The organism is Streptomyces sp. AN091965, from assembly GCF_022698285.1.
Taxonomy (GTDB): domain Bacteria; phylum Actinomycetota; class Actinomycetes; order Streptomycetales; family Streptomycetaceae; genus Streptomyces.
This window is the reverse complement of record NZ_JALDMY010000001.1, coordinates 931,428-956,371: the sequence shown is the minus strand read 5'-3', so window position 1 is coordinate 956,371 and position 24,944 is coordinate 931,428. Positions and strand designations below refer to the sequence as shown.

Here is a 24,944-nt window from a genome sequence, read left to right as displayed (position 1 = left end):
ACACGGCGAAGAGGGAGCTGTGGGGTCCACGCGGCCACGCCCACCGCCGGGTGTGACGGCCGGGGCTGTCGGGGAGCTGGACGTCTCCGTCCCCCGTCCACCAGGCTCGGGCGCGGGCCGTGGTCTGTCGGTCGTGGCCATGACGGGTGTCGAGCGATCGGGGTGAGGGTCTGTGGTGACGCGTCGTACGGTGATCAAGGCGGCGGGCGCGGGGGTGGTGGCGAGCGGGGCGGCCACGTCGGCCTGGAGTGCTTCCCGGGCGGCGGAGGGTGACACGCTCGTGGTGGTGGAGAAGAGCAGCCACGCGGTCGGCTTCTACGACGTCGGGTCGGGGCGGCGGCTGGGGACGGTCCACCTGCCCGACCACCCGCACGAGATGGTCGTCGACGCGCGCGGACGGTTCGCCTACGTCGGGCACTACGGCGTCCGCATGGCCTCCACCGCGGGCGAGGGCGGCGCCGCGGTCTTCGTCATCGACCTCGTCGAGCGGAGGCTGGCGCGGACCATCGACACACGGCCGTTCCGCCGCATCCACGGCATGGGGATCGACCGTGACGACCGGCTGTACGCCCTCAGCGAGGAGAAGGCGGTCCTGCTGGGCTTCGACGACCCGGCCACCGACGAGGCGCCGTCCAGGGCGGTGCCCACGCACGGGGTGAAGACGCATCTGTTCACGCTCAGCCGCGACGGCGAACGGGCTTATGTCACCGGCCTGTTGTCGCACACGGTGAGCCTCGTGCGCCCGTACGACGCCGCCGTGCCGCCGCTCCTGGTGACGCCCGGACAGCTGCCCGAGAGCAGCTGTCTGAGCCGGGACGAGAAGACGCTGTTCGTCGGGGCCCGCAAGAGCTCCGCCCTGGTCGCCGTCGACGCGCGCACCATGGAGGTGCGGCACAGCCGGAAGACGGGCGGAGACCCACTGCGGGTCTACACCCTCGACGAGGAGCGGCTGTTGGCGACGGACATCGCCGCCAGGACCCTGACCCTCTGGAGCACCGGCCTGCGGCCGATCCGCTCGCTCCACCTCGACGGCACACCGGCGGCCGTGTCACTCCACCCCACCGAGCCGCTGGCGTATGTCTCCCTGCTGGACACCGACCGCATCGCGGTCGTCGACCTGGACCGGCTCGCCGTCGTCGGCGGCTTCGGCACCCAACGGGAGCCGGACTCCTCGGTCCTGCTGCCCGCCCGCCCCTGAAGCGCGCGACCGGCCGTCGCGGGGGAGCGACGGCCGGTCGGCGCGGTGCGTGCGGTCCGGCGTCAGGCCCCGCTCTCCCGCAGCATGTCCTCGCGCTCGACGATCTTCACGCGCTCCCGGCCCTGCGGCTCGCCGAGCGCCTTCTCGGCGGCGTCGAGGCGGTACCAGCCCTCCCACGTCGTGAAGCGGACGTTCCGCTCGTTGAGGAAGGCGTCCACGGCCTCCGGAGCGGGCGAGGCGGGCTCCGGCAGACGGCCGTGCGCGTGGTCGTCCAGGAGGTTGGCGACCGTCTCGTTGGCGTCGCCCTTGGTGTGACCGATGAGGCCGACGGGCCCGCGGCGGATCCAGCCCGTGACGTACGTCGACGTCAGGTGCTCCCCGGACTCCTCGATCACGCGGCCACCGGCGTCCGGCACGGTGCCGGACTCGACGTCCCAGGGGAGCTTGGGCAGCGCGTCGGACAGATAGCCCACGGCGCGGTAGACCGCGCTGACGTCCCAGTCCTTGAAGGTGCCGGTGCCCTTGACGTTGCCGGTGCCGTCCAGCTCGGTGCGCTCGGTGCGCAGGCCGACGACCTTGCCGTCCTCGCCGAGGATCTCGGACGGCGACTCGAAGAAGTGCAGGAAGAGCTTGTGCGGACGGTCGCCGACGTCGCGGATCGCCCAGTTCTCCAGGGTCTTGGCGACCATGTCGGCCTGCTTGTTGCCGCGGCGGGTCGCGATGGAGCCGTCGTCGTAGTCGATGTCCTCGGGGTCCACGATGACCTCGATGGTGGGGGAGTGGTCCAGCTCCCGCAGTTCCATGGGGCTGAACTTGGCCTGCGCGGGGCCGCGACGGCCGAACACGTGGATCTCCCGGGCCTTGTTGGCCTTGAGCCCCTCGTGCACGTTCGGCGGGATCTCCGTGGGCAGCAGCTCCTCCGCCGTCTTGGCAAGCACGCGCGCCACGTCGAGGGCGACGTTGCCGACGCCGAGGACGGCGACCTTCTCCGCGTCGAGCGGCCAGGTCCGCGGGACGTCGGGGTGACCGTCGTACCAGGAGACGAAGTCCGCCGCGCCGTACGAGCCGTCGAGCTGGATGCCGGGTATGTCGAGGGCGCGGTCGGCCGTGGCGCCGGTGGAGAAGACGACCGCGTCGTAGAAGGCGCGCAGGTCGTCCAGGCTGATGTCGCGCGGGTAGTCGACGTTGCCGAAGAGGCGGATCTGCGGCTTGTCGAGCACCTGGTGCAGGGCCGTGATGATGCCCTTGATCCGGGGGTGGTCGGGGGCCACGCCGTAACGGATCAGGCCGAACGGGGCGGGCATCCGCTCGAAGAGGTCGATGGACACGCCGGGCTCGGCGGCCACGTCGGACTTCAGCAGCGCGTCGGCGGCGTAGATCCCAGCGGGTCCGGCTCCGACGATGGCTACCCGCAGGGGGCGGTGCATGCTCAGGTTCCCTTCGAGTGGTGACGACTGACTCGACGGCAACCGTAAACTAAGGGGACCCTAACCTAGCAGGCGGGGTCGGTTAACGCGTCCATGCCCCCCCGGCGCCACGTGCTCACGGGAACACGAGCGTCGAGTCCACCGGCATCACCAGGTGCCAGCGGACCGTCACGTCGTCGTACGGGCCACAGGCCAGGACCCGCACGTCGACCGGGTCGGGAGCGACCAGCGGGAAGAACATCGGGCGTGTGTCGTCGCCCGGGAGCGGTTCCGGGGCGGCGGGCGCGGGGGAGTCCCAGAGGGCCGCGACGCCCGGCTGGGCCCGCACCTCGCGGACGACCTCGTCGAGGCGTGCGTCATCCGGTCGGCGCTGCCAGGCGAGGCGGAGCCGGGTGAGCAGGGAGACGGCCCAGCGGTCCTCCCAGTCGCGGAGTTGATAGCGGGCCTCGGGGGAGAACGCCCAGGTCATGACGTTGGCCCCGGGGCGGGCGAGCCAGGGGCAGTGCCGGGCGGCGACCACGTTGGCCTCGATCACGTCCCAGGCCTGGTCGCAGAGGTAGCTGACGTACCGCTGCTGGCGCATGAGCCGGACGAGCGCTGGGTCGGGGCCACGGCCGCGGCCGGGCTCCGGGGGCTCGTGTCCGGTGCCCCGGTGGAGGGCGGCGGCCTGCTGCGGGGCGAGGTCGAGGATCCGGCAGACCCCGGCGATCATCTCGCGGCTGTACCGGCGGTCCTCGCCCTTCTCCAGCGCCCGGTACCAGCGCTCGGAGACGCCGAGCTGCAGCGCCATGTCGAGCTGGGTGAGGTAGGTGCGGTGCCCGCGCGCGGGCAGGGAGCCGAGCGCCGGCGCGGGACCGCGTGCCCTGCGCCAGGTGCGGAGCATCCGGCCGAGGTCCTCGCGGCGGGCGTTGGTCATGGTAAAGATCTCGCAAAGAAGGTGGGGCTGATCAGGGGTTTTCCGGCACGGCGTGCGTCTCGGAGCCCCTTCGGTGCTGGTGGCAGGATCGCATGCCGCGGCCCTGACCGGAACGCAGGGGTTCCGGCACTATGGAGTTCCGGCCTTGGGCGCCGTCCGGCGGCCAGGGTGGGCGCACGTCCGGAGCGGGGCGTGGGTCGGCGCACGGGGCCGTGCGGAGGCCGCACCGGCTCCGGCCGTGCGAAGCGAGCCCTCGCCGATGCCGACCCAGCTGCCGACACCTGTGCCGACGCCCGAGCCGACGCCGACGTCGAGGCCGACCCGAGCCGACCTACGGAGAACCGACCGATGAGCTACTTCCTGCCGGAATCCGCCCCCGTGCTGACCGCCGCGCGCGGTCTCGCCCTGGCCCACCCCGGCATCGTCGAGGTCAACAGCGCCCCGCTGTACCTGCGGGCCCGCGCCGCGGACCCCGGCCGTCGCGTCGCCCTGGTGTCCGGGGGCGGCTCCGGACACGAGCCGCTGCACACCGGCCTCCTCGGGCGCGGCGGCCTGGACGCGGTCTGCCCCGGCGAGGTCTTCGCCTCCCCGCACAACCGGCAGATCTACGAGGCGAGCGCGGCCGTCGCCAAGAGCGCGGGCGTGCTGCTGATCGTCAAGAACTACACGGGCGACGTGATCAACTTCCAGATCGCGGCGGAGCGACTGCGGCACGACGGCATCCCGGTCGCGACCGTCCTGGTTGACGACGACCTCGCCACCGACATCGCCGACAGCGCGACGGGCCGCCGGGGCACGGCGGCGACGGTGGTCGTGGAGAAGCTGCTCGGCGCCGCCGCCGACCGGGGCGCGTCCCTCCAGGAGCTCCAGGAGCTCGGCACCCGCGTCGTGGCGCAGTCGCGCAGCGTCGCCGTGGCCGCGCGCGCCCAGACCTCGCCCACGACGACCGCTCCCGCCTTCACGCTGGAGCCCGGCGTGCTCGACTACGGCGTCGGCATCCACGGCGAGCGCGGCATCCGCACCATCGCCCGGCCCTCCGTCGACGACCTGGTGCGGCGGATGACCGACGACCTGATCGACGCGCTGCCCGAGGGCTCCGACGAGGTCCTCGCGCTCGTCAACGGCCTCGGCGCCACCACCGAGCTCGAACTGCACGCCGTCAGCTCGCTGCTGCACGACCGGCTCGCCGAGCGCGGCCTGCGCCCCGCCGTCACCATCGCCGGTACGTACACCGCAGCCCTGGACATGGCCGGGTTCTCGCTCACCCTCACCCGTCTCGACGAGGGCTGGGTCGACCTGTGGACGGCACCGACCGAGACCCCGCTCACGCTGCCCCGGACCGTCCGCCCCGCGGGCACCTCGGCCGCCCCGGCGGCGGCCCCCGCGGCGCAGGCCCCCGTGCCCGCCGCGACGGCCGGTGCGGCGGGCACGGCCGGTGGCCGGATCGTGCTCGACCGGTACGCGGAGGTCGTGGCGCAGGTCCGCGACAACCTCACCAAGCTCGACCAGCTCGTCGGCGACGGCGACTTCGGGGACAACCTCTCCGGAGGCGTGCGGCGCGCGGTGCGGCTGGCCGACGAGACGGGCATCGAGGGCACGGCCGCGCTCGCCGAGGCGTTCCTCAACGACGTCGGCGGCACGAGCGGGCCGCTCTTCGGGCTGTTCTTCAAGGACCTGGCGTCCGCCGAACCCGGCGACGGGCAGGCGCCCTCCGTCGCGGCACTGGCGGAGGCCGCGGCCGCCGCGAGCGCGGCCATCCACCGCGTGGGCGGCGCGCGCGTCGGCGACTGCACACTGGTCGACGCACTGGTCCCCGCCGCCGAGTCCCTCGCCGCCGCGGCGGGCGGGGAGCCGACGGGTGAGCTCGCCGAGGCTCCGCTGACCACCGCCGCGCAGGCCGCGATCCGCGGCGCGCTCTCGACCGCGTCGCTGCGCCCCCGGCGCGGCCGCGCCAGCTACGTCGGCGACCACGCCCTCGGCGTCCCGGACCCGGGCGCGCTCGCCGTCGCCCTGGTCTTCACGACCCTGGCCGAGGTGCACGAGCCGACGTGGGCCACCCGCCTCCCCGCCCCGGGCCACCTGACCACGATCTGACCCGGCCTCACCCGACACCGGCCCGGTGTGGGTTCAGGAACCGTCCCATGGTCCTGGACCCGCCCGGGCCGGTGCGTACCTCCTGTGACCGATGGGAAACCTGGTCTCCGTTTCCGCCGTCCTCCCTGCTGAGAGCCATCGAACTGACGGGAAGACAGCACATGAGACCGAAGCGCATCGTCGGCGGCACCGCCGCCGTCGCCGGGGCCCTGAGCCTGCTCGCCGTGGGGATGCCCGCGACGGCGCAGGCCGCGGCCCCGGCGGCCGGACCGCGCTGGGGCACCTGCCCCGCCGGGACCGACGCGCCGCGCGGCACCTACTGCGCCACGCTCAAGGTGCCGCTGGACTACAAGAAGCCGGACGGACGCCGGATCAAGCTGACGCTGTCCGTCGCGGGCGCGGGCAACGCCCCGCGCACCCTCGTCGTCAACCCGGGCGGCCCCGGCGAGTCCGGCATCGGCGTCGCCAAACTGGTGTGGAGTTCGCTGCCCCGGAAGGTCGCGGAGAAGTACAACGTCGTCAGCTTCGACCCGCGCGGCGTCGGCGCCAGCACCCCCGTCTCCTGCGGCGACGCGAGCAAGCTCACCAAGCACCCGGCGCTCCCGTACACGCCCCGCAACACGGGCGAGGAGAAGAAGCGGCTGACGGTCGCCCGCAAGGTCGCCGAGCAGTGCCGGCAGCACTCCGGCGACCTGCTGCCGCACATGACCACCGAGAACGCCGCCCGGGACATGGACCGCATCCGGGCCGCGCTCGGCAAGTCGAAGCTCGACTACCTCGGTTACTCGTACGGCACCCGCCTCGGTGCCACGTACGCGACGCTCTTCCCGAAGCGCACCGGCCGGATGGTCCTGGACAGCGTGATGGACCCGACGGCGAGCTCCTACGCGGCCCAGTTCCAGCAGAACAAGGCGTTGAAGCACCGGGCCGGGCAGTTCTTCGCCTGGGCCGCGCGGCACGACCGCACCTACCACCTGGGCGGCACCCGCGCGAAGGTGGCCAAGGCCTGGGAAGCGGCCCGCAAGAAGCTGGACGCCCGCCCCGCCGGGGGCCGGGCCGGGAGCGCCGAGCTCGACGACCTGCTGGCCTCCGGCATGTACACCGACCTGACCTGGGGCGAACTGGCGCGGGCCGTGTCCGACTACCGGCGCGGCGACACGGGCGCCCTGCTCGCGGCCACCGACCAGCTCGCCGACGGCGGCGTCAACCCGGCCATGCTCGCCTACTCCTGTGTGGACGACCCCTGGCCCCGGGACTGGAAGACCTGGCGCACGGACACGCGCGCCTCGGCCCGTAAGGCGCCGCTGTTCGGCTGGTTGAACACGTGGTACAGCGCCCCGTGCGCCTTCTGGAAGGCCAAGCCCGTCACCTTGGTGAAGATCGGTTCCGTGCGGGTGCCGCCCCCGCTGCTGCTCCAGGCCAAGGGCGACGCGGCGACGCCGCTGGCGGGGGCGCGCCGGATGCAGGCGGCCCTGAAGGGCTCGCGCCTGGTCGTCGCGGGCGGCGGCAACCACGGCCAGTTCCTGTTCGACGCCAACTCCTGCGTGGACAAGCACGGCAGCCGCTATCTGCTCACCGGCAAGCTGCCGACGCGCGACAGCACCTGCCCGGCGGGCCCCGCTCCGACCCCCTGACCCCAGGGGCTGCGCGACCACGCCCGGAGGCGGCCCACCGGTGGGCCGCCACCGCGGCCTCCCGGATCCGTGCGATCTCCCGTGCGGTGTGCACGTGCCGCTGGTCGCTGAGCAGGGCGTCGCAGGGGTGCCAGCGGGCCGGTGCCGAGGAGCGAAGACGGTCCCGGACGGCGGGCGGCAGGCTCAGCGAGGCGAGGCGGCCTGGTGGCCGACCGCGTGCCCCGGCGGCGCGACCTGGGTGAGGACGGCGAGCAGCGCCTCGGCCGGGTCCTCGGGGTCTCCATAGCCGTGGTGGTCCACACCGTGGGTCCGCGCGGCCGCCGTCGGGGCCTCCATGGCCCGCTCGACGAGCACGGGACGGCCGTGCAGCGGTACGACGAGGCCGGTCACGGCGAAGTGCCCCTGATGGTCCAGGCCGCACAGGTGGTGGACGTCCTCCGGCGCGGTGACGAGGGCGGCGGTCAGGCCGAGCCGGTCCAGCGCCCCCCCCCGCACGGCGGACAGCCGCTGCGCGTGCTCCTCGGGCGGGAACTCCGGCTCGGACACCTGGAGTTGATGCGTTGTGGGTCTGTGGGTCGCGTCATGCCACACCAGTCTGCCCCCGGCCCCCGCCCGGACGCGAAGGCGTGACGGGGTGGTGAGCCCGTCACGAAGGCCGTACGCCCGGCGGACGCGCGCTCGGCTCAGGGCGCGGCGGACACCCGCTCGCCGCACCACGCGCAGAACGGCGCCGCGGCCTCGGCGCGCATCTTGCCGCACTCCGGGCAGACCCGGTCCAGGGAGCACGGCGCCTCGCCGCCCTCCCGCGCGGCGACGGCCGCGGACGCGGTGCCGGCGACGCTCAGGCCGGGGCGGCGCGCGTGCACGGTCAGGTACACCAGGCCGTGCGCCCCGGCGCTGAGCCCGCGCCGGGAGGAGCGCGGCAGCCAGGCGACGGACCCGGCGGCGAGCGCGAGCTGCTCGCCGTCGCCGTCGAGGCGGCCGTCGCCCGCGACCACGACGAGCAGGACGTCCAGGGAGTGCTCCACATGGGCCGCCACGCCGCCCGACGGGGGCAGTCTGATCAGGTTGGCGTCGAGCTGCCGTCGCCCCTCCGCCAGTTTCCACAGTGCTCCGGTCTGCTCGGAGGACACGTACGGCAGGTACTGGTCGAAGGAGACCAATAGGCGGGGCTTCTCCGGTGCGGACATCGGCACCTCCTGGCTGTGCGGCGGAACGGTGGAATCCTAAAGGGCCGGGACCCCGGAAGGGCGGGATCGCGGGGCAGAGCACCCTTACGGCACCGTGCGTCGCGCAGGAGCGGGGCGCGGGGGAGGGACGGTCAGCCGTCGGCCGGGTCGGCGAGCAGGGCGCGCAGGGACGGCTGGAGCAGGTCCCCGTGGGCCCGGACCATGTCGTCGCACAGACGCCAGATCTCGCGCACGGTCAGAGTGGCGGCCGTGGCCGGGTCGGTCATCGCCGCGTGCCGGATGTGGCGCGGCTCGTCGTCCAGGGCGGCGCGGACGACCAGGTCGTTCATGCTGAGGTAGGTGCGGTTGAGGGCGGCGAGCTGCGGGGGCAGGGATCCGGCGCGGGTGGGCTGGACGCCGGACGCGTCGACGAGGCAGGGCACTTCGACGACGCCGTGGGCCGGGAGGTTGTCGATCAGACCGTGGTTGGGCACGTTGCCGTAGATCGTGCGCGGGGTGCCGGTGACCACGCTGTGGATGACCTGCGGCGCGTACTCCATGGTGCCCTCGACGGCGAGCGGCGCCCCCTTGGCCAGGGCGTCCCTGGTCCGGTGGTACGCGGCGACGTTCTCGTCGGTCATGTCGAGGTAGACGCCGACCGGGAGCCGCAGCCGCTCGACCTCGCTGTCGTGGCGCAGGTACCAGGGGACGTACTCGGACGAGTGCTCGCTGGTCTCGGTCGGGTAGTAGCCGAGGCGCCGGTACATGTCCATGCGGACCCGCCGCCGCAACTGCGGTTCCCGGGCGATCAGTTCGTCGAGGCGGGGGTAGAGGTCGCTGCCCCGGTGCTCGAGGCGCAGCACCCACGCCTGGTGGTTCACGCCCGCGGCCCGGTACGTGATCTCGTCGTACGGGACGTCGAGGAGCTCGGCCAGGTCCCGCAGGGTCCAGTACACGGAGTGGCACAGGCCGACGACCCGGGTCAGGCCGGTGGCCTGCGTGACGTACTGGACGTTCATCGCCATGGGGTTGGTGTAGTTGAGCAGCCAGGCGTCGGGGCACACCGCGGCGATGTCCTCGCCGAGGCCCTTGAGGAACGGGAAGGTGCGCAGGGCGCGGAAGACGCCGCCGATGCCGAGCGTGTCGCCGATGGTCTGGCGCAGGCCGTAGCGGGCGGGGACGGCGAAGTCGGTGCGGGTCGCCTCGGCCATGCCGACCTGCACGGTGTTGATGACGAAGTCGGCACCGGCCAGGGACGCGCGGCGGTCGGGGTGGGCCGTGACGCGGGCGTCGGCGCCGCGCTCCCCGGCGATGTGGCGGGCGGCGGCCTCGGCGGTGGCGAGCCGTTCGGCGTCGATGTCGTGCAGGGCGACACGGGCGCTCTTCAGTTCGGGGAAGGCGAAGAGGTCGGCGAGCAGGCCCTGGGTGAATTCCACGCTGCCCGCCCCGATGAAGGCGATCCTGGGATGCGTCATGGGGTGGTCACTCCGATGCTGGTGGCGTTGGGCGGGTCGGGGCGGGCGCCGGGCGGTCAGCCCTTGATGCCGCTGGAGGTGATCGAGCGGATGAAGGTCTTCTGGGCGAGAAGGAAGGCGAGCAGCACCGGCAGGACCGTGATCACGTTGCCCGCCATCACCGCGGACCACTGCGTGTGGTGCTGCCCCTGGAAGGTGGTCAGGCCGAGCTGGAGCGTGTACTGGGTGTCGTGGTTGATGGCGATCAGCGGCCAGGTCAGGTCGTTCCACGTGGTCAGGAAGGTCAGTACGGCGACGGTGGCGAAGGCGGGCCGGGCCAGGGGCAGCACGATCGACCGGAGCACCCGAAGGCGTGAGCAGCCGTCGATCCAGGCGGCCTCCTCCAGCTCCCTGGGCAGGGACAGGAAGAACTGCCGGAACAGGAACACCGCGAACGGTGTGACCAGCGACGGCACGATCAGCGCGCCGAGGGTGTCGATGAGGCCGAGCCACTTCATCACCAGGAACGTGGGGATCATCGTCAGCTGGAACGGGACCGCCATCGTCGCCAGCATCAGCACGAGGAGCAGCCGCGAACCGGCGAACCGCATCCGCGCGAAGGCGTAGCCGCCGAGCGCGCCGCACACGAGGTTCGAGGCCACCGCGGCGGCCGAGACGACCGCCGAGTTCAGCAGCCACCACGGGAACAGGGCGTTGCCGAGGACGTAGCGGTATCCGCCCAGGTCCAGCCCGGACGGCCACAGGGCGGGCGGGAAGCGGTTGATCTCGGCGTCGCTCATCACCGAGCTGAGCACCAGCCACACCAGAGGCACCGCGAACAGCGCGGCCAGCGGCGCGAGCGCCAGGTGCCAGGGGCTGAACGGGAACCGCGGGCCGCGCCGCCGCGCGGGCGCCGGAGCCGGACGGGCCCGGGCGCGGGCCGGGCGGCCCGTGGTCACGGTCATGAGGCGGCCGCCTTCGTGCGACGCGGCCGTGGGAGCCGCGCACGGCCGCGCACCGCCCGCAGCGCGACCGCGACGACGAGCAGCGCCACGGCGAGGACGTAGGCGGCAGCGGCGCCGTACCCCGCGGTGAACTCCTTGAAGGCCTGCTCCCAGACGAAGTAGACGATCACGGTGGTGGAGCCCAGCGGGCCGCCCTTGGTGGTCACGTAGACCAGGTCGAAGACCTGGAGGGCCTGGAGGGTCTGCCACAGCACCAGGAACAGGCTCACCGGCGCGAGCGCGGGCAGCGTCACGTGCCGCAGCAGGTGCAGCGGCCCCGCCCCGTCGAGCCGCGCGGCCTCGACCAGCGACTGCGGTACGTCCTGGAGCGCGGCCAGATAGATGACGGTGCACAGCCCCGTGCCGCTCCACAGGGTGATGGCGACCAGGACGAACAGCGCCTGCGAGGGGTCGGTGAGGAACCCCTGCGAGGAGACGCCCAGTCGGTGCAGGACGGAGTTGGCCGCGCCGAACTCCGGGTCGAGGATGAAGGAGAACAGCACGCCCTGTGCCGTGGCGGAGATGACGAACGGCACGAAGAACAGGGTGCGGTACAGGCCCGCGCAGCGGATGCGCCGGTTGAGGACGAGGGCGAGCGCGAGCCCGAGGGCGATGCTCAGCGGCACGTAGAGGACGGTGTACACCACGGTGTTCCGCACGGCCTCGTGGAAGTTCGGGTCGTGGCGCAGGGCGCGGTAGTTGTCCAGGCCCACCCAGCGGCTCGGCGTGACGAGGTCGTCGGCCCGGAAGGACAGCAGCAGCGACCAGACCACGGGCACGACGCTCAGACCGAGGACGACGAGCACGGCGGGGGAGACGAACGCCCAGGCGGCGGCGGACTCGCGGCGGCGCCGACGGCGTCGGGCACGCGCCCCGGACCGGTCCGAAGGCAGGGTCAGCGGTGGGGGATGCGGGGGCATGTCACGTCCTCAACGCGGGATCAGCAGGGCTGCGTTGGCCTCGTCGGCGCAGGAGCGCACCGCGTCGGCGGGACCGGCGCGGCCGAGCAGCACGGACACGATGGCCTGCCCCAGGGCGCGCGAGACGCGGGGGTAGGCGGGGTGCACGGGGCGTACGCGCGCGGCGGTGAGCGCCTCGGTGAACACCGGGAGGCCGGGCGTGTCGGCGGCGTGCGCGCGCCAGGCCGGGCGCGTCCCGCTGCGGCGGCTCAGCGGCAGACTGCCCGCCCGCACGTCCCACCGGCTGTCCTGGGCGGGCTGGATCAGCCAGGTGACGAAGGTCCGCGCGGCCCGCGCGCGGGCGTCTCCGTTGTCGAAGAGCACCCAGGTGTCGGGGCCCGAGATGGTCACGGGCCTGCGGCTGAAGGTGGGCAGCGGGACCACGTGGTAGTCGAGGCCGGCCTGCCGGAGGTCCGGCAGCTGCCAGGGCCCGGTGATCACCATGCCCATCCGCCCGGACAGGAAGACCTGGTACATCTGCTCGCTGCCCGGCTTGGGGTCGACATAGACGCTCCGGTCGCGCGCCAGGTCCCGTACGACCTCCAGGGCGCGCACACCCGCCGCGGCGAAGCCGATGCTCCGCCCGTCGTCGGCGATCACGTCGCCGCCCAGGTCCCACACCAGCGGCCACAGCCGCCACACGGTGTCCTCGTCGCCGGTGCCGGGCCAGCTGGTGCCGAACCGTCCCTCGCCCGCGTCGGTGAGGCGGCGCGCGGTGTCGACGAACTCCTGCCAGGTCCAGCCCGCCTCGGGCAGGTCGAGCCCGGCCGCGGCGAACACCTTCTTGTTGCAGATCACGCCCAGGCAGTCCAGGAGCGCGGGCACCGCCCGCACCCGGCCGTTGACGGTGACGGCGTCGCGGGCCGCCGACCAGTAGTCGCGCCACGGCGTCGGGGCCCGCCGCACGTGTCCGGTCAGGTCGACGACCTTCGGGCTGCGGGCCACGCTGGCCAGGTCGGAGCCGAAGACGTAGGCGATGTCGGGGTAGGAACCGGCGGCCAGGGCCGCGGTGACCTTCTGGAGCATCGCGTCGGAGATGACGCCGCCGCCCATGTCCACGCGGATGTCCGGGTGGCCGCGCTCGAAGTCGGCGACCAGGCCCCTGAGGACCTTGGCGGCGATCTCGGTCTGCCCGTGCCACAGCTGGATGGTGACGCGCCCGTCGGGACCGACCCCGCCGTCGGCCCCCGCCGCGCAGCCCGGCACCGCGCCACCGGCCGTGACGAGCGCCCCGGCACCACCGGCGCGCAGCAGCCCGCGCCGCGACAGCGGACCTGACGCACCGGGCACTGCGGGCATCGCCACCTCCGGAGGGCCGGTCCTTCCGTCGAGTCGAGGGGAACGTACGAGGGGATGTCCGTGGCGAGAAGAGGGCTGGCGGAGGGGGAGCCGGGTTCCGGCCGCGCGGAACGGGGCGGTCCGTCTGTGCGGGCCGGCCGCGTGTGCCGCCCCGGGCGGCGGCGCGGTCGCGATCGTCGCCCGTGCGGGCGCCGGGGGCGTCCGCCGCCCGCACGCCGTCGCGTGCGACCCCACCGCTGACGGCCCGCGGCAGCAAGGCCGGATCCCGCTCCCGGCCGTACGGGTTCCCGCGACGGCCCGGCGGACCAAGGGGACGTGCGCCATCGGGGGGACGGACGGGTACACGCGAGCGCGGCCCGGTGAGAGATACAGAGCGGCCTGTGGGCCGTGCGGTACGCACCAGCCCCCACTCTCACCTGGAGCACCCCATGCCCCGACCACCTCGGCGCGCCGTCACCGCCGTCGCCGCTGCCACCGCCGCCCTCACGGCCGGTCTCGTCGCCGCCCCCGGCGCGACGGCCGGGGAGCGGGCGCCCGCCCCCGTGCACGAGGCGGCCCACGCCCTGCCGGGCCGGTACATCGTCACCCTGGCCGAGGGCGTGCCGTCCGACCGCGCGGCGGAGCAGTGGCGGCTCCCGGTGCGCCAAACCTTTCGCGCGGTCCTGAACGGCTTCTCCGCCGACCTGAGCCCGCGTCAGCTGAGCGCCGTGAGGCGGCTGCCGGGCGTGGTGGCGGTGGAGGAGGTCGGCGTCATCTCGGGCCCGCGCAGCACGGCCTGGAGGCGCCATCGGGAGGCCACCGCGTCGTGGGGCCTGGACCGCATCGACCAGCGCCCGCTGCCGCTCGACGGCTCCTTCACGCCCGGCGAGGACGGCGAGGGCGCGACCGCGTACATCCTCGACAGCGGCATCGACTTCGACCACGTCGCGTTCGAGGGCCGGGCGACGCTCGGCTTCGACGCCTTCGGCGGCGACGGCAAGGACTGCTACGGCCACGGCACCAGCGTCGCCTCCCTCGCGGGCGGGGCCGCCTACGGGGTCGCGCGCAAGGCCAAGCTGGTGTCGGTGCGCGTCCTCAACTGCCAGAACAGGGGCACCAATGAGGGGCTGATCGCAGGCTACGAGTGGATCGCGAAGAACGCGGTCCCGGCGGCCGTGGTGAACTCCTCACTGAGCTCATCGCTGTCCCCGACCACCGATACGGCCGTCAACAACCTCGCGAAGGACCACGGCATCCTGACCGTCGCCGCCGCGGGCAACCAGGGCCGCAGCGCCTGCACCCGCTCGCCCGCGCGCGCGTCGAGCGTCCTGGCCGTCGGCAACAGCACGCGCAGCGACGTCCAGTCCGCCACCAGCAACTACGGCCGCTGTGTGAGCCTCTACGCGCCCGGGCACCAGGTCCTCGCCGCGAAGATGGGCGGCGGATCCGCCACGGTCAGCGGCACGTCCTTCGCCGCGCCCTACACCACCGGGGCCGTCCTGCTCGCCCTGGACGACGACGCGGAGAGCACCCCGGCGGTCCTCAAGCAGCGGATCATCGACGCGGCCACGCCGGACGTCCTCACCGTCAGCCCGGGCTCGCCCAACCGCCTGCTGTACCTGGCTCCCTCCCTCACCCCGGACGATCCCGAGGAGGACAACGGCTGAGCCCGCGGGCCCGGCCGGGCCCGCGGACCGCCGTTTCCCTGGGGCGCGGTACGGCACGGCACGGCTCAGGCCGGGGCGTCCGCGCCGCTGTCGCCCTTCGCGTCGGCGAGGCGTCGGCGCAGCTGTGCGGCGACCGACTCCTTGCCCTCGTCGGAGAGTTCGGCCCCCGACTCGTCCGGGACCGGGGACGAGGGCGGTTCAGCGCGCTGTTCCTTGAGGGCGGCGAGCAGTGTCTCGCGCGTGACGGCGGCTTCCCGGCGGCGGGCCGTGCCGACCGCCGCGAGGACGACCGCCAGTTTGATGTCCCGGCCGGAGACGTCGCCGACGTCGGCCAGGTCCTCCGGCGAGACGTCGTCGTGCACCGGCAGTTCGGCGGGCAGATGGGTCTGCCAGATCCGGCGCCGGGCGGCGTGGTCGGGCAGGGCGAAGTCGACGTGCAGCAACCGGGACTCGACGGCCGCGTCGTAGCTGTGCGGCAGGTTGCTCGCGAAGATCACCAGGCCCTGGAAGGTGTCGAGGGCCATGAGGAGCTCGGTCCGCATGGAGTTGATGGCGCTCTCGGCGGCCTGCTGGGGCTGGGCGAACCGGCGGGAGAGCAGCGATTCGGCCTCGTCGACGAAGAGGACCGCGTTCTGCTCCTTGGCCGTGGCGAACAGCGCGGCGAGGTTCTTGGGCCCCTCGCCGTGGTACTTGCTCTCCAGGTCCGACAGGCGGCAGGACAGGATGCGCCGGCCGAGCCGGTGCGCGACGGCGTGCGCGGCCATGGTCTTGCCGGTGCCGGGCGGGCCCCGGAAGTTGACCGCCGTGGACGGATGGGGCTCGATCGACCGCAGGTTCCAGGTGTCGAAGACGAGCGGGGCCACCTCCACGAGCGACACGCAGTCGAGCAGCCTGCTGACGGTCTCCTCGGGCAGGACCAGCTGGTCGAAGGTGTACAGCGGCTCGACCGTGGAGAAGGACGGTGGCTGCGGCTCCTCTTCCTGGGCGGGCCACGGCGCGGGGGCGTGGCCGGGCCGCGGGGGCAGCGTGCCGTATCCGGCGCTCAGGACGAAGGGGCCGGGCCGGTAGTGGTCGACGATCTCGCCGAGCATGGCGAAGAGCCGCACCCGGAACTTCACCAGTTCCCGGTCCGGTACGTCCGCGGGGAAACCGCTCAGGAAGAGGCGGGGCGCGGACCAGGAGCCGTTGTCCGTGCCGTGCCCGTCGAGGCCGCGCTCATGTCTGGACACGGATCACACCCCTCGACGTGCGGAGCCTGCGGGCGAGTTCGGGGTCGATGGCGTGGGCGTCCCAGACCTGGGTCGCCGTCCTGACGCCGTACGGGCTGAAGATGCCGCCGACGACGTGGTAGTCGCCGGTGGTGAGGCGCTCGGACAGGATCTCCGCGTAGCCGCCCCGCACGGCCCGCGCGGAGATCCAGCCGTTCACCATGTCCCAGGTCACCAGGGCGAGGACGGCCCCGGCGGCGAAGCCTCCCGCCATCAGGAGCAGGAGGAGGCTGATGGGTTCCACCGCTGCCCCTCAGGTGTAGACGACGAGCCCGCGGCCCGCCGCGTGGTGGCGCACCACGGCGGCGTCGGGCTGGCGGGCGCTGGCGAGCGCCCGTGCCTGGACCACGCGGCCGGTCCGCTCGTCGAAGAAGCCCTGCACGATGCGCGTGGACGCGGTCGTCGGGGTCTTGTCGAACACCCCGCCCACCTTCGCGTAGTCCTTGTTGGCGATGCGCTCGGCGAGCGAGAAGGCGATCGCGTTCGCGTTGTCCGCCTTGATCCTGCCGCGCGCCCGAAACCATTCCGTGATGATTTCCACGGTGATGGAGACGATCACCACCGCGATATAGCCGAAGAAGGCGATCGCGGCGATGAGGGAGAGTGGATCCATTGGTGTCTTTCCCCCCGATAGTGTTCGTTTTTCTTCCGTTGTCGTTCGGATGTGGTTACGGACTCGTCGTGTGTGGCCGCCCTGGTATCAGCGATGGCGCCGGAACCATCGGTTCAGTTCTGCTTGATCGATCTCTGTGTCCAACCGGTTCCTCTTCCTGCGCGCGCGGAACGTCGCAACGGCCAACGGCACCGCGACGGCCAATCCGGCGGCCACGGCCGCCCATTTCCCCATCGATTCCTCCCGCACTGCCCCACTCCCGGCCGTGGCGCTACTCGAAGATGATGAGTTCCCGCCCGCCGAACATCCCCAGGAGTTCACCGTCCAGCTCCTTCGCCACCATGAACCTGCCGTACGGCTCCCCGGAGGGGCGCAGGCACGGGTGGTTGTCCTGGTCGACGAACAACTGGAGACAGGGGAATCCGTAGGAAAGCCCCTGCCGGGTGAGGAGGGCGCCGTGGTGCACCTGAGGTACGTCCGGGCGTTCCTCCACGAAATAGCGGACGATCTCGTCGAAGGTGAGCTTCTTCAGCTGCAGCGGACGCGGCACTTGCGCGATTTTGATCGCGACATCGCCGAGGAGTTGCAGAACTCCGACGATGGCTTCCGCGGCCTCCGGCGGGACTTCCCGGTGCCAGGGGCGGCGGCGTCCGTGCCGTGCGGCTGAATCTTGTGAGTGTGGATCATCGGCCATGTGTGATCGCCCCCCGAAATCCCCCGAAGCCGGATATCCCGATGAGCGAGTGTAGCGGCGAAAGCCTTTTCTTGTACCGCCTCATTTCCGGGAATCACGGCGACTGCCTGTGCGATTTCAGGAGCGGCGGAGGTGACGCCCGGGAGAGGTGGTGCGGAGGGTCCGGCACGCGCCGCGCGGGCTCACGCGAGCGGGTGTCGAGGTACGTCGTCGTGCCACTGGGCCACCACGGAAGGGGCGCCGTCCGCGGCGCTGGCCAGGACGTCCTCGACGGCGGGCGGCGGTGCGTCGCCCGCGGCCAGCGCGTGGTCGAGGGTGGGGTGGGCCGGCAGCGGCCGGTCGAGACCGGTGATGTGCAGGATCCGCAGCAGCAGCGGGTCGCGGCTGACCAGCAGGAGTCGGCCCTCGCGCTCCCGCACCCGGCGGTGGGCCCGGACGAGCAGGGAGAGCCCGACGCAGTCGATGAACGTCACGGCGCGCAGGTCGACGACGACCCGGGCGAACGGGCGGCAGGTCACCCCGTCCAGATGGAGCCGGAGGTCGGTGTCGGCGTCCAGGTCGATCTCACCGTGGAGTTCGACGACGGTGTGTCCGGCCAGGACGCGGCTGGGCGCGGACCACCCCGCGTGGCTCGCCGTGGCGAGCGCCGGTCGGTGGCGCCGGACGTTCCGTTGCCATGGCTCACTCATGGCGGCTGCTCACCTCGGCAATGGGGTGCGGTCGTCGTGGTTGCCCGGGCCGTGCCGAGCTCGGCGGTTGCACGGTGGGACGGTACAGCCCGGTCAACAGCCCCGTCAGGGGAATGGCTGTCGCTCGATCGGGTGAGCGGGGGAGCGCGCGCGAGCCGGGGCGTACGCGGGCCGCCGCCGGGTGCGCCCCACGCCGGGCCCGGCTCAGGACGGGCCCTCCGGCACCTCGGCGAGGGCGAACGCCACGGTCTGGTGGGTGTCCAGGGCCAGGCCCTCGGCCAGCAGGCGGCCGAGCCGCGCGTCGCCCAGCTCCCCGCGGAGCCTGCGCCGCTGCTCCCGCTGGACGACGGTGGCCTCGGCGTCCCCGAACCGCGCGAGCCCCACCCGGCGCCACAGCCCGGCGGCGGCCCCGAGCAGCCGGGCGGCGCGCTCGGGCCGCCCCCGGGCCGCCTCCACGCACACCAGGAGATCGACGGCCGCGGCGGTGCCGAGGCCGTCGTGGATGCGCCACTTGGCGGCCAGGGCGGCCCGGGCGCAGTCGGCCGCGGACTCGGTGTCCCCGAGGCCGAGCCGGGCCAGGCCCAGGTAGTAGTCGCCCCACGCGCGCATCCACAGCTCGCCGTGCTTGTCGCACTCGGCGCTGAGCCGCTCGGCGGCCCTGACGGCGCGGGCCGGAGCGCCCTGCCCGGCGAGGAGGTACGCCTGCACGGCGTGGCTGGTCAGCTTGAAGAAGGTGGCACCGCCGCCGCCCGCGGGGCCGGGGCCCGGCACGCCGTGCAGGACGGCCGAGCGGGCGGACTCGCCGCGCGCGGCCAGGGAGGCCCCGTTCAGCGGCAGGATCCGGGCCGCCGGGGGCAGGCCGCGGGCCGCGGCGAGACGCGCGTACCCGGCGGCGACCTCCTCGGCGGCGTCGAGGTCGGCCGGGGTCAGGGTGATGAGGCGGTGCGCCCAGGCGGCGAGGGTGCGCTCGGCGCTCGTGCCGCTGCCCCGGCCGAGGGCCCGCTCCAAGTAGGCGCGGCCCTCCTCGGCGTGGCCCGCGGCGAACCAGAAGAACCAGAGCGTGCCCGCCAGTTCGAGGGCGAGCGTGGGGTCGGGGTCCCGCAGGCAGGTGTCGAGGGCGAGGCGGAGGTTGGCGTGCTCGGTGCTCATGTGGTCGGCCCAGGCGCGCTGGCCGGGGCCGAGCCACTCGGCCTCGGCGCGCCGGACGAGCCAGCGGTAGTAGTCGCGGTGGCGGCGGCGGACGTCATCGGCCTCGCCGAGTTCGGCCAGCCAGTGGGCGCCGAACTCGCGGAGGGTGTCGAGCATCCGGAAGCACGGCCCGGCCCCGTCCGGCTCCTGCGTCACGACCGACTTCTCGGCGAGCCCCGCCAGGTGCTCCAGGACGTGATCGGCGCCCAACGGGCCGCCGTGACAGACGAATTCGGCGGCCTCCAGGTCCCAGCCCCCGGCGAACACCGAGAGCCTGGCCCACAGCAGCCGCTCCAGCGGGGTGCACAGCTCGTGGCTCCAGCCGACGGCCGTCCGCAGGGCCTGGTGGCGTGCGGGGCGTGCGGGACCCTTGGCGGTGAGCAGCTCGAAGCGGGCGTCGAGGCCCGCAAGCAGACGGTCGAGGGGGAGGTCGCGCAGGCGCGCGGCGGCCAGTTCCAGGGCGAGCGGAATGCCGTCCAGGCGCGCGCAGACCGCGGTGACCTGGGGGCGGTTGGCGTCGGTGAGGGCGAAGGAGGGCACGGCGGCGACGGCACGGGCCGCGAAGAGCGCCACCGCGTCCCCGCCCACCGGGTCCCCGCCCACCGCGTCTCCCTCCACCAGGTCCTCGTCCGCCAGGCCCCCGCTCCCCTTGGGGCCGCCGACCGGCAAGGGCCCCACCGCCAGGACGCGTTCGCCGCTCGCGGCCAGCGGCTGTCTGCTGGTCGCGAGGACGCGCAGCCGCGGCGCGCGGGCGAGCAGGGCGGTGGCCAGGCGCGCGCAGGCGGGGAGCAGGTGCTCGCACGTGTCCAGGACCAGGAGCACCGGCTTGTCGCCCAGGTGCCCGGCGACGGCCGTGAGCGCCGGGCGGGCCGGCTCGTCGGCGAGGCCAAGCGCCTGCGCGATCGCGACGGCCACGAGTGCGGGATCGGTGAGCGCGGACAGTTCGACCAGCCACACGCCCCCGGGGAAGCGGCCCCGGACGGCGGTGGCGGCGCGCACCGCGAGCCGGGACTTGCCCACCCCGCCGGGGCCCGTCAGGGTCACCAGACGCGTACGGCCCAACAGCACCTCGATGCGGGCCAGTTCGCCCTTCCGGCCGACGAATGCATTGGGTTCCGCGGGCAGATTGCCCAGGCGGTCGTTGCCGTTGCGCACTGAGGCGGACATACCTTCCCCTTGTGAGGTGTGGATCACCATATCGGCTACGGAGGCCCCGTTTCCGGCGTAGCGTGTAACCGTCCCGGCACACCGCGTAGTTGCGGTGGAGGTGCGGCGCAAGGGGGTGGGTCGGATGGACGTGGAACCGGTACTCAGAGCCGTCGGGCAGATGAGGTGCGGTGACCACCTCCTCCTCGGCTACGACACGGAGGAGGAGCGCGAGGTGACGCTCGCCGCCTTCCTCCTGGACGGCCTGGCCAGCGGGCACCGGGGCCTCGTCCTCACCTCCGGGCCCGCGTCGCCCGAGGCGGCGCTCGGGTTCCTGCGCGGCCACGGGGCCGACGTGGAGCACGCGTTGAGCACGGGCGGGCTGCGGTTCGACCCCAGGTTCGGCACCCCGGAGTCGTTGTGGGACCTCGACGAGCGGGTGCGCCGCGAGGCGGAGGACGCCGTGGCCGACGGCTTCCTCGGGCTGCGCGTCGCCCTCGACGTCGTACGCGGTCCCGGTGACGACGCGTTCAAGGAGCTGCAGGACGCCGAGCGCCTGCTCGACCCGGTCTTCCAGGCCCTGCCCGTGCTCGCGGTCTGTCAGTACGACCGTCGTGTCTTCGACGTCCACGAGTGGGCGCCCGTGGAGGGGCTGCACCACGGCCGGGCCGTGGCCGACCACGTCTGGAAGGACGAACTGCTCAGCATCACCCGTACGTTCGCCCCGCCCGGTCTCGCCCTCTCCGGGGAGATCGACGACACCAACGTCACGGCCGTGGCGCGGGCCCTGCGCGGCGAGGCCGCGCGCACCGCGGGCCGGGCCGACGGCCACCGCACCCGGCTCTGCCTGCGCGACGTGTCGTTCATCGACGTGGGAGCCCTGCGGCTGCTGGTCCACACGGGTCTGCGGCTGCGGGCGCGGGGCGGCGGTCTCCTCCTCGCCGGGGTCGCCCCGCACGTGCGCCGGGTCATGCGGGTCACGGGCTGGGACGCGGTCCCCGGCCTGGAGATCGACAGGGGGGATGAGGAGCTATGACGCGAACCGGCTTCGTCCATCAGGCGCTGTGCTACGGCGCGGACGAGGAATTCCTGGAGGGCACCCTCGGCTATGTGCGCGAGGGCCTGGAGGCGGGCGACGCGCTCCTCGCCGTCGTCGCGGGCGACAACATCGACCTGTTGCGGGACGCCCTGGGCGGCGCGGCGCGCGAGGTGGAGTTCATCGACTGCCTCGACTGGTACCACTATCCCTCGCGCACCCTCGGCCAGTACCACGCGTACTGCACCACCCGCGAGCAGGGCGGCGCCCGCCGCGTCCGGGTGATCGGCGAACCCGTCTGGACGGGCCGCACCACCTTGGAGGTCCAGGAGTGGATGCGCTACGAGTCGCTCCTGAACGTCGCGTTCGCCGAATCCGGCCACTGGATCCTGTGTCCGTACGACACCCGGGCCCTGCCGGAAGAGGTCATCACGACCGCCCGCCGCACCCACCCCGAGCTGGCCGTCGGCGACGACGCGCTGCTGCGCAACGACCGCTACGCCGCCCCCGCCGACTTCTACGCCGAGTGCGACGAGGCCGAACGCGAGCTGCCCGGATCGGCCGGTCGCGAGGCCGTCGAGGTCCCCTTCGAGCGGGGGCGGACGGCCGTGGCCCGCGCGGCCGCCGCCGAGTTCGCGCGCGGCCGGTCGCTCGCCGAGGGCCGTGTCCAGGACCTGGTCGTCGCCGTGCACGAGACGGTGGTCAACGCCATCCGCTTCGGCGGCGGGCACGGGGTGCTGCGGCTGTGGAGCGAGCCGGAGTACCTGGTCTGCGAGATCGCCGACGGCGGCTGCGGCCGGCTGCCGCACGTGCCCGCGTTCCCGGGCCATCTGCCCCCGGCCCCGCGCACGGCGAGCGGACACGGCCTGTGGGTCGTACGGCAGTTGAGCGATCTGATGACCGAGCGGCTCGGCCCCGACGGCTCGGTCGTTCGCCTCTACTTCCGGTGCTGAACCGGGGCCCGTGCCCCCTCCGCGCGGCGTCGCGCGGAGGGGAGGGGTGGCTCAGACTCCGGCCACGCTCTGGATCCAGGAGCGGTACGCCGTCACGTTCGTGTACGCGGTGGTGGTCTGCCGGTCACTCGTGGAGGCCACGCCGACCTGGAGGCCATTGGCCATCATGGGGCCGCCCGAGTCGCCGCCCGCGGTGATGCCGTTGCCCCGGCGGGCGCAGATGGCCTGGCCCTGGTAGGCGTCGCGGCAGCCACCGGTGACGGTGACGTTGGCGACCTTCAGGAGCCGGGACTGACAGTTGATCTCCTGGCCGCACTGGGAGGTCGCGCCCCAGCCGTAGACCTGCACGGACTGGCCCACGGTCACGGAACCGGGCTGACCGAGCGGCGAGTACGTGCCCGCCACGGAGCGGTCGAGCTTGACCAGGGACAGGTCGGCCGACGGGTTGCTCGTGACGCTGACGCCGTTGGCCTGGGTGCCGCCCGTGGTCTGGTCGAGGCTGCCGATGCGGAAGGAGAGGCCGCCGCCGCTGACGCAGTGCTTGGCGGTGAGGATCCAGGTCGGGGCGATGATCGTGGCGGTGCACGTCTGCCGCCCGTTGGAGAAGAGCCGGGCGGCCCAGGGGGCGTTGCTGGCGTAGCCGCCGCCGATGATCGGCTGGGCCGAGGTGGTGGACGGGGCGGCGGGCGCGCGCTCGGCCGCCGAGGCCTGGGCGGCGGCGGTGGGGGCGAGCCCCAGGACGGTCAGTGCGACCGCCGCAACGGCGGGGAGGAGTCTGGAAATTCGCACGTTCATCTCCATTGTGTGGGGGTGGAGCGTCCTTCAGGAGGACGAAGCCGCATAGGTATGCGGCCGGGGGTACACGCGCGAGGCGGGTAATCCTGTCGCGTGCATGCCATCAAAGGCCCTTGAGAATCTGGCAGATGGGCCAGCGCTGTCGCAAGAGGCGGGGCATGGCTATTCGCGTAGACTTGCGTACGCATGCATAGTCAAGCGAAAACATATGGTCTGGACTATTGCGTGGCGAAAGGTCGCTCCTGTGGGGCGAGCGGGGCGCTCCCGCCCTTCGGTGTGGCCTCTCCCTCGCATTCGAGGGGCATGGGTCGCGGGTCCCGGGGGATTCGGCCACCATGGGCTTTGATGGGGCAGTGCGAAACGGGACAGGCCGGGCGCGGAGCCTGGCCCGCGGTCATGTGGTGGAGGTCGCGGCGCGGGCCGGCTTCGTGGCGCGCGGCGCGATCTACGTACTGGTCGGCGTGGTGGCGTTGCGCATCGCGCTCTCCGACGACGACGGGAAGCAGGCCGACCGCGGCGGCGCGCTGACCGAGCTCGCCCAGAAGCCCTTCGGGGAAGCCCTGTTGTGGCTCCTCGGACTCGGCCTCGTGGGAATGGCGCTGTGGCGGCTGTCCGAGGCGCTGTTCGGGCAGGCGGGTCCCGAGGGGCGCAAGCCGGGCAAGCGCCTCCTGTCGGCGGCCCGGTTCGTCTTCTACGGCGTTGTCAGCTATCTGGTCCTGGCCTACGTCACGGGGGACAAGGGCAGCGGCAGCGGCTCCTCCGACCGTCAGGCCGACGACTTCACGGCGACCGTCCTGGACTGGCGGGGCGGGCAGTGGATCGTGGGCGCGGTGGGGCTCGGCGTCGTGGCGGCCGGGCTGTGGATGATCGGCAGGGCCGCGCTGCGCAAGTACCGCCGCCGGCTGCGGATGGGGGAGATGTCCGCCCCCGTGCGCCGGGGCGTGGACGTGCTCGGGGTGGTCGGCGGCTGCGGCCGCGGATGTGCCTTCGCGGCGGCCGGTGTGTTCCTCGTCGTGGCCGCCGTGCGGCACGAGCCGGGCGAGGCCAAGGGGATGGACGACACCCTGCGCTCCTTCAGCCACACCGCGGGCGGACCGTGGCTGCTGGTCGCCCTGGCGGTGGCGCTGATGGCGTTCGGCGTCTTCTCGTGGGCCAGCGCGCGCTGGCGGAAGGTGTGAGCTTCCCGGGGGTACGGCAGGGGCACGGTGCGGCGGCCGGGGAGGGGCGCCTCCCCCGGCCGCCGCGTTCGCGGAGGGACCGCCGCGCTACTGCCCGAGTTCGTAGTCGAACCAGAGCCGGTGCGTGCCGTCCTCGTCGACCGCGATGCCGCCGGTCCCGCTGATCCCCGCGAGGCCGCCCGTTCCGCTGCCCGGGACGATCACGAAGAACTCGCCCTGCTTGCGGCTGTCCACAGTGGTCCCGGAGTGGGCGAAGTTGAAGGTGCCGCTCCGCGTGTGGAGCGTCCCTTCGAAGGACTCCATCGCGACATAGGTGCCGGTGCCGGAGGCCTGGTCGGCGGCGGCGGTGAACAGGGTCGTGGAGTGTCCGACGACCTCGCCCTCGTACTGCTTGGCCATCGTGGCCACCGCCACCGGCACCGCGGTCTCGATCCCCGGGCTCGGCGTGGTGACCGGGGTGAAGTCGGCGACTTTGAACGTTCCAGAGGCTCGCATACCGGATCGTAGTCCCCGCCACCCGCACGGCCACCAGATGACAAAGCCTGATCTACCGGACGGACGGCCCGGCGGTACCGCCCGGAGAA

Annotated in this window: 23 protein-coding genes; 7 read left to right on the top strand and 16 right to left on the bottom strand. The window is 73.4% G+C overall.

Going from position 1 to position 24,944, the window contains the following annotated elements; genetic code table 11:
• Positions 1–175: 175 nt before the first annotated feature.
• Positions 176–1,198: a YncE family protein gene (locus MQV74_RS03785; protein ID WP_242714579.1), complete on the top strand. Its 1,023-nt coding sequence runs from the start codon at positions 176–178 to the stop codon at positions 1,196–1,198.
• Between the two features lie 62 nt (positions 1,199–1,260).
• Here the strand turns inward: MQV74_RS03785 and MQV74_RS03780 are convergent, their stop codons facing one another.
• Together MQV74_RS03780 and MQV74_RS03775 are read right to left on the bottom strand one after the other, a co-directional pair.
• Positions 1,261–2,625: an FAD-dependent oxidoreductase gene (locus MQV74_RS03780; RefSeq protein ID WP_242714578.1), complete on the bottom strand. Its 1,365-nt coding sequence runs from the start codon at positions 2,623–2,625 to the stop codon at positions 1,261–1,263.
• Between the two features lie 115 nt (positions 2,626–2,740).
• Entirely contained in the window at positions 2,741–3,541 is an 801-nt protein-coding gene (locus MQV74_RS03775; RefSeq protein ID WP_242714577.1) for a helix-turn-helix domain-containing protein, read from the bottom strand.
• Positions 3,542–3,889: 348 nt separating this feature from the next.
• Between MQV74_RS03775 and MQV74_RS03770 the strand changes: the two genes are divergently transcribed.
• The gene (locus tag MQV74_RS03770; RefSeq protein WP_242714576.1) at positions 3,890–5,635 is read left to right on the top strand and encodes a dihydroxyacetone kinase family protein; all 1,746 of its coding nucleotides are present in this window, start codon (positions 3,890–3,892) and stop codon (positions 5,633–5,635) included.
• A gap of 161 nt (positions 5,636–5,796) precedes the next feature.
• Positions 5,797–7,269 carry an alpha/beta hydrolase gene (locus tag MQV74_RS03765; protein WP_242714575.1) on the top strand — a complete coding sequence of 491 codons (1,473 nt, stop codon included), beginning with the start codon at positions 5,797–5,799 and terminating at the stop codon, positions 7,267–7,269.
• A gap of 183 nt (positions 7,270–7,452) precedes the next feature.
• On the opposite strand, the gene MQV74_RS03760 is transcribed toward MQV74_RS03765, so the two are convergent.
• The 6 genes from MQV74_RS03760 to MQV74_RS03735 form a co-directional block, all read right to left on the bottom strand.
• Entirely contained in the window at positions 7,453–7,815 is a 363-nt protein-coding gene (locus MQV74_RS03760; RefSeq protein WP_242714574.1) for an aminopeptidase P family N-terminal domain-containing protein, read from the bottom strand.
• Between the two features lie 137 nt (positions 7,816–7,952).
• Positions 7,953–8,459: a hypothetical protein gene (locus tag MQV74_RS03755; RefSeq protein ID WP_242714573.1), complete on the bottom strand. Its 507-nt coding sequence runs from the start codon at positions 8,457–8,459 to the stop codon at positions 7,953–7,955.
• A gap of 131 nt (positions 8,460–8,590) precedes the next feature.
• The gene (locus MQV74_RS03750) at positions 8,591–9,913 is read right to left on the bottom strand and encodes an alpha-glucosidase/alpha-galactosidase (RefSeq protein WP_242714572.1); all 1,323 of its coding nucleotides are present in this window, start codon (positions 9,911–9,913) and stop codon (positions 8,591–8,593) included.
• 56 nt (positions 9,914–9,969) lie between these two features.
• Positions 9,970–10,857 carry a carbohydrate ABC transporter permease gene (locus tag MQV74_RS03745; protein ID WP_242714571.1) on the bottom strand — a complete coding sequence of 296 codons (888 nt, stop codon included), beginning with the start codon at positions 10,855–10,857 and terminating at the stop codon, positions 9,970–9,972.
• Positions 10,854–11,816, bottom strand: a complete 963-nt coding sequence (locus MQV74_RS03740) for a carbohydrate ABC transporter permease (RefSeq protein WP_242714570.1) — start codon at positions 11,814–11,816, stop codon at positions 10,854–10,856. Before MQV74_RS03740 ends, MQV74_RS03745 begins: the two co-directional genes overlap by 4 nt.
• A 9-nt stretch (positions 11,817–11,825) precedes the next feature.
• Entirely contained in the window at positions 11,826–13,154 is a 1,329-nt protein-coding gene (locus tag MQV74_RS03735) for an ABC transporter substrate-binding protein (RefSeq protein ID WP_242714569.1), read from the bottom strand.
• Between the two features lie 428 nt (positions 13,155–13,582).
• Here MQV74_RS03735 and MQV74_RS03730 point away from each other — a divergent pair, with 428 nt between their 5' ends.
• Positions 13,583–14,800 (top strand): S8 family peptidase, encoded by a 1,218-nt coding sequence (locus MQV74_RS03730; RefSeq protein ID WP_242714568.1) that lies wholly within the window; start codon positions 13,583–13,585, stop codon positions 14,798–14,800.
• A 65-nt stretch (positions 14,801–14,865) separates the two neighbouring features.
• Here the strand turns inward: MQV74_RS03730 and MQV74_RS03725 are convergent, their stop codons facing one another.
• The 6 genes from MQV74_RS03725 to MQV74_RS03700 form a co-directional block, all read right to left on the bottom strand.
• A complete protein-coding gene (locus MQV74_RS03725) occupies positions 14,866–16,029 on the bottom strand; it encodes an ATP-binding protein (RefSeq protein ID WP_242714567.1) in 1,164 nt (387 codons plus the stop codon).
• Positions 16,016–16,312, bottom strand: a complete 297-nt coding sequence (locus tag MQV74_RS03720) for a hypothetical protein (protein WP_242714566.1) — start codon at positions 16,310–16,312, stop codon at positions 16,016–16,018. The genes MQV74_RS03725 and MQV74_RS03720 overlap by 14 nt, the downstream gene beginning before the upstream one ends.
• A gap of 9 nt (positions 16,313–16,321) precedes the next feature.
• The gene (locus MQV74_RS03715) at positions 16,322–16,681 is read right to left on the bottom strand and encodes a hypothetical protein (RefSeq protein ID WP_138957777.1); all 360 of its coding nucleotides are present in this window, start codon (positions 16,679–16,681) and stop codon (positions 16,322–16,324) included.
• Positions 16,682–16,952: 271 nt separating this feature from the next.
• The gene (locus MQV74_RS03710; RefSeq protein ID WP_242714565.1) at positions 16,953–17,231 is read right to left on the bottom strand and encodes a hypothetical protein; all 279 of its coding nucleotides are present in this window, start codon (positions 17,229–17,231) and stop codon (positions 16,953–16,955) included.
• A gap of 326 nt (positions 17,232–17,557) precedes the next feature.
• Positions 17,558–18,064 (bottom strand): STAS domain-containing protein, encoded by a 507-nt coding sequence (locus MQV74_RS41105; protein WP_308402231.1) that lies wholly within the window; start codon positions 18,062–18,064, stop codon positions 17,558–17,560.
• Between the two features lie 204 nt (positions 18,065–18,268).
• Complete coding sequence (locus tag MQV74_RS03700; protein ID WP_242714564.1) at positions 18,269–20,419, bottom strand: ATP-binding protein; 2,151 nt, start codon at positions 20,417–20,419, stop codon at positions 18,269–18,271.
• 124 nt (positions 20,420–20,543) lie between these two features.
• On the opposite strand from MQV74_RS03700, the gene MQV74_RS03695 reads away from it, so the two are divergent.
• Together MQV74_RS03695 and MQV74_RS03690 are read left to right on the top strand one after the other, a co-directional pair.
• The gene (locus MQV74_RS03695) at positions 20,544–21,434 is read left to right on the top strand and encodes an MEDS domain-containing protein (RefSeq protein WP_242714563.1); all 891 of its coding nucleotides are present in this window, start codon (positions 20,544–20,546) and stop codon (positions 21,432–21,434) included.
• Positions 21,431–22,387, top strand: a complete 957-nt coding sequence (locus MQV74_RS03690; protein WP_242714562.1) for a sensor histidine kinase — start codon at positions 21,431–21,433, stop codon at positions 22,385–22,387. The genes MQV74_RS03695 and MQV74_RS03690 overlap by 4 nt, the downstream gene beginning before the upstream one ends.
• A gap of 51 nt (positions 22,388–22,438) precedes the next feature.
• Here the strand turns inward: MQV74_RS03690 and MQV74_RS03685 are convergent, their stop codons facing one another.
• Positions 22,439–23,176 (bottom strand): S1 family peptidase, encoded by a 738-nt coding sequence (locus tag MQV74_RS03685; protein WP_242714561.1) that lies wholly within the window; start codon positions 23,174–23,176, stop codon positions 22,439–22,441.
• A 341-nt stretch (positions 23,177–23,517) separates the two neighbouring features.
• Here MQV74_RS03685 and MQV74_RS03680 point away from each other — a divergent pair, with 341 nt between their 5' ends.
• Positions 23,518–24,360, top strand: coding sequence for a DUF1206 domain-containing protein (locus MQV74_RS03680; RefSeq protein ID WP_278194078.1), 843 nt, complete (start codon positions 23,518–23,520; stop codon positions 24,358–24,360).
• An 87-nt stretch (positions 24,361–24,447) separates the two neighbouring features.
• On the opposite strand, the gene MQV74_RS03675 is transcribed toward MQV74_RS03680, so the two are convergent.
• The gene (locus MQV74_RS03675) at positions 24,448–24,855 is read right to left on the bottom strand and encodes a DUF3224 domain-containing protein (protein ID WP_242714560.1); all 408 of its coding nucleotides are present in this window, start codon (positions 24,853–24,855) and stop codon (positions 24,448–24,450) included.
• Positions 24,856–24,944: the final 89 nt, after the last annotated feature.

Bases quoted from the DNA above. Each gene is read 5' to 3' on its own strand.
- MQV74_RS03780 (WP_242714578.1), bottom strand. From the start codon at position 2,625: ATGCACCGCCCCCTGCGGGTAGCCATCGTCGGAGCCGGACCCGCTGGG.
- MQV74_RS03775 (WP_242714577.1), bottom strand. From the start codon at position 3,541: ATGACCAACGCCCGCCGCGAGGACCTCGGCCGGATGCTCCGCACCTGG.
- MQV74_RS03770 (WP_242714576.1), top strand. From the start codon at position 3,890: ATGAGCTACTTCCTGCCGGAATCCGCCCCCGTGCTGACCGCCGCGCGC.
- MQV74_RS03765 (WP_242714575.1), top strand. From the start codon at position 5,797: ATGAGACCGAAGCGCATCGTCGGCGGCACCGCCGCCGTCGCCGGGGCC.
- MQV74_RS03755 (WP_242714573.1), bottom strand. From the start codon at position 8,459: ATGTCCGCACCGGAGAAGCCCCGCCTATTGGTCTCCTTCGACCAGTAC.
- MQV74_RS03750 (WP_242714572.1), bottom strand. From the start codon at position 9,913: ATGACGCATCCCAGGATCGCCTTCATCGGGGCGGGCAGCGTGGAATTC.
- MQV74_RS03745 (WP_242714571.1), bottom strand. From the start codon at position 10,857: ATGACCGTGACCACGGGCCGCCCGGCCCGCGCCCGGGCCCGTCCGGCT.
- MQV74_RS03740 (WP_242714570.1), bottom strand. From the start codon at position 11,816: ATGCCCCCGCATCCCCCACCGCTGACCCTGCCTTCGGACCGGTCCGGG.
- MQV74_RS03735 (WP_242714569.1), bottom strand. From the start codon at position 13,154: ATGCCCGCAGTGCCCGGTGCGTCAGGTCCGCTGTCGCGGCGCGGGCTG.
- MQV74_RS03730 (WP_242714568.1), top strand. From the start codon at position 13,583: ATGCCCCGACCACCTCGGCGCGCCGTCACCGCCGTCGCCGCTGCCACC.
- MQV74_RS03715 (WP_138957777.1), bottom strand. From the start codon at position 16,681: ATGGATCCACTCTCCCTCATCGCCGCGATCGCCTTCTTCGGCTATATC.
- MQV74_RS41105 (WP_308402231.1), bottom strand. From the start codon at position 18,064: ATGAGTGAGCCATGGCAACGGAACGTCCGGCGCCACCGACCGGCGCTC.
- MQV74_RS03700 (WP_242714564.1), bottom strand. From the start codon at position 20,419: ATGTCCGCCTCAGTGCGCAACGGCAACGACCGCCTGGGCAATCTGCCC.
- MQV74_RS03695 (WP_242714563.1), top strand. From the start codon at position 20,544: ATGGACGTGGAACCGGTACTCAGAGCCGTCGGGCAGATGAGGTGCGGT.
- MQV74_RS03690 (WP_242714562.1), top strand. From the start codon at position 21,431: ATGACGCGAACCGGCTTCGTCCATCAGGCGCTGTGCTACGGCGCGGAC.
- MQV74_RS03680 (WP_278194078.1), top strand. From the start codon at position 23,518: ATGGGCTTTGATGGGGCAGTGCGAAACGGGACAGGCCGGGCGCGGAGC.
- MQV74_RS03675 (WP_242714560.1), bottom strand. From the start codon at position 24,855: ATGCGAGCCTCTGGAACGTTCAAAGTCGCCGACTTCACCCCGGTCACC.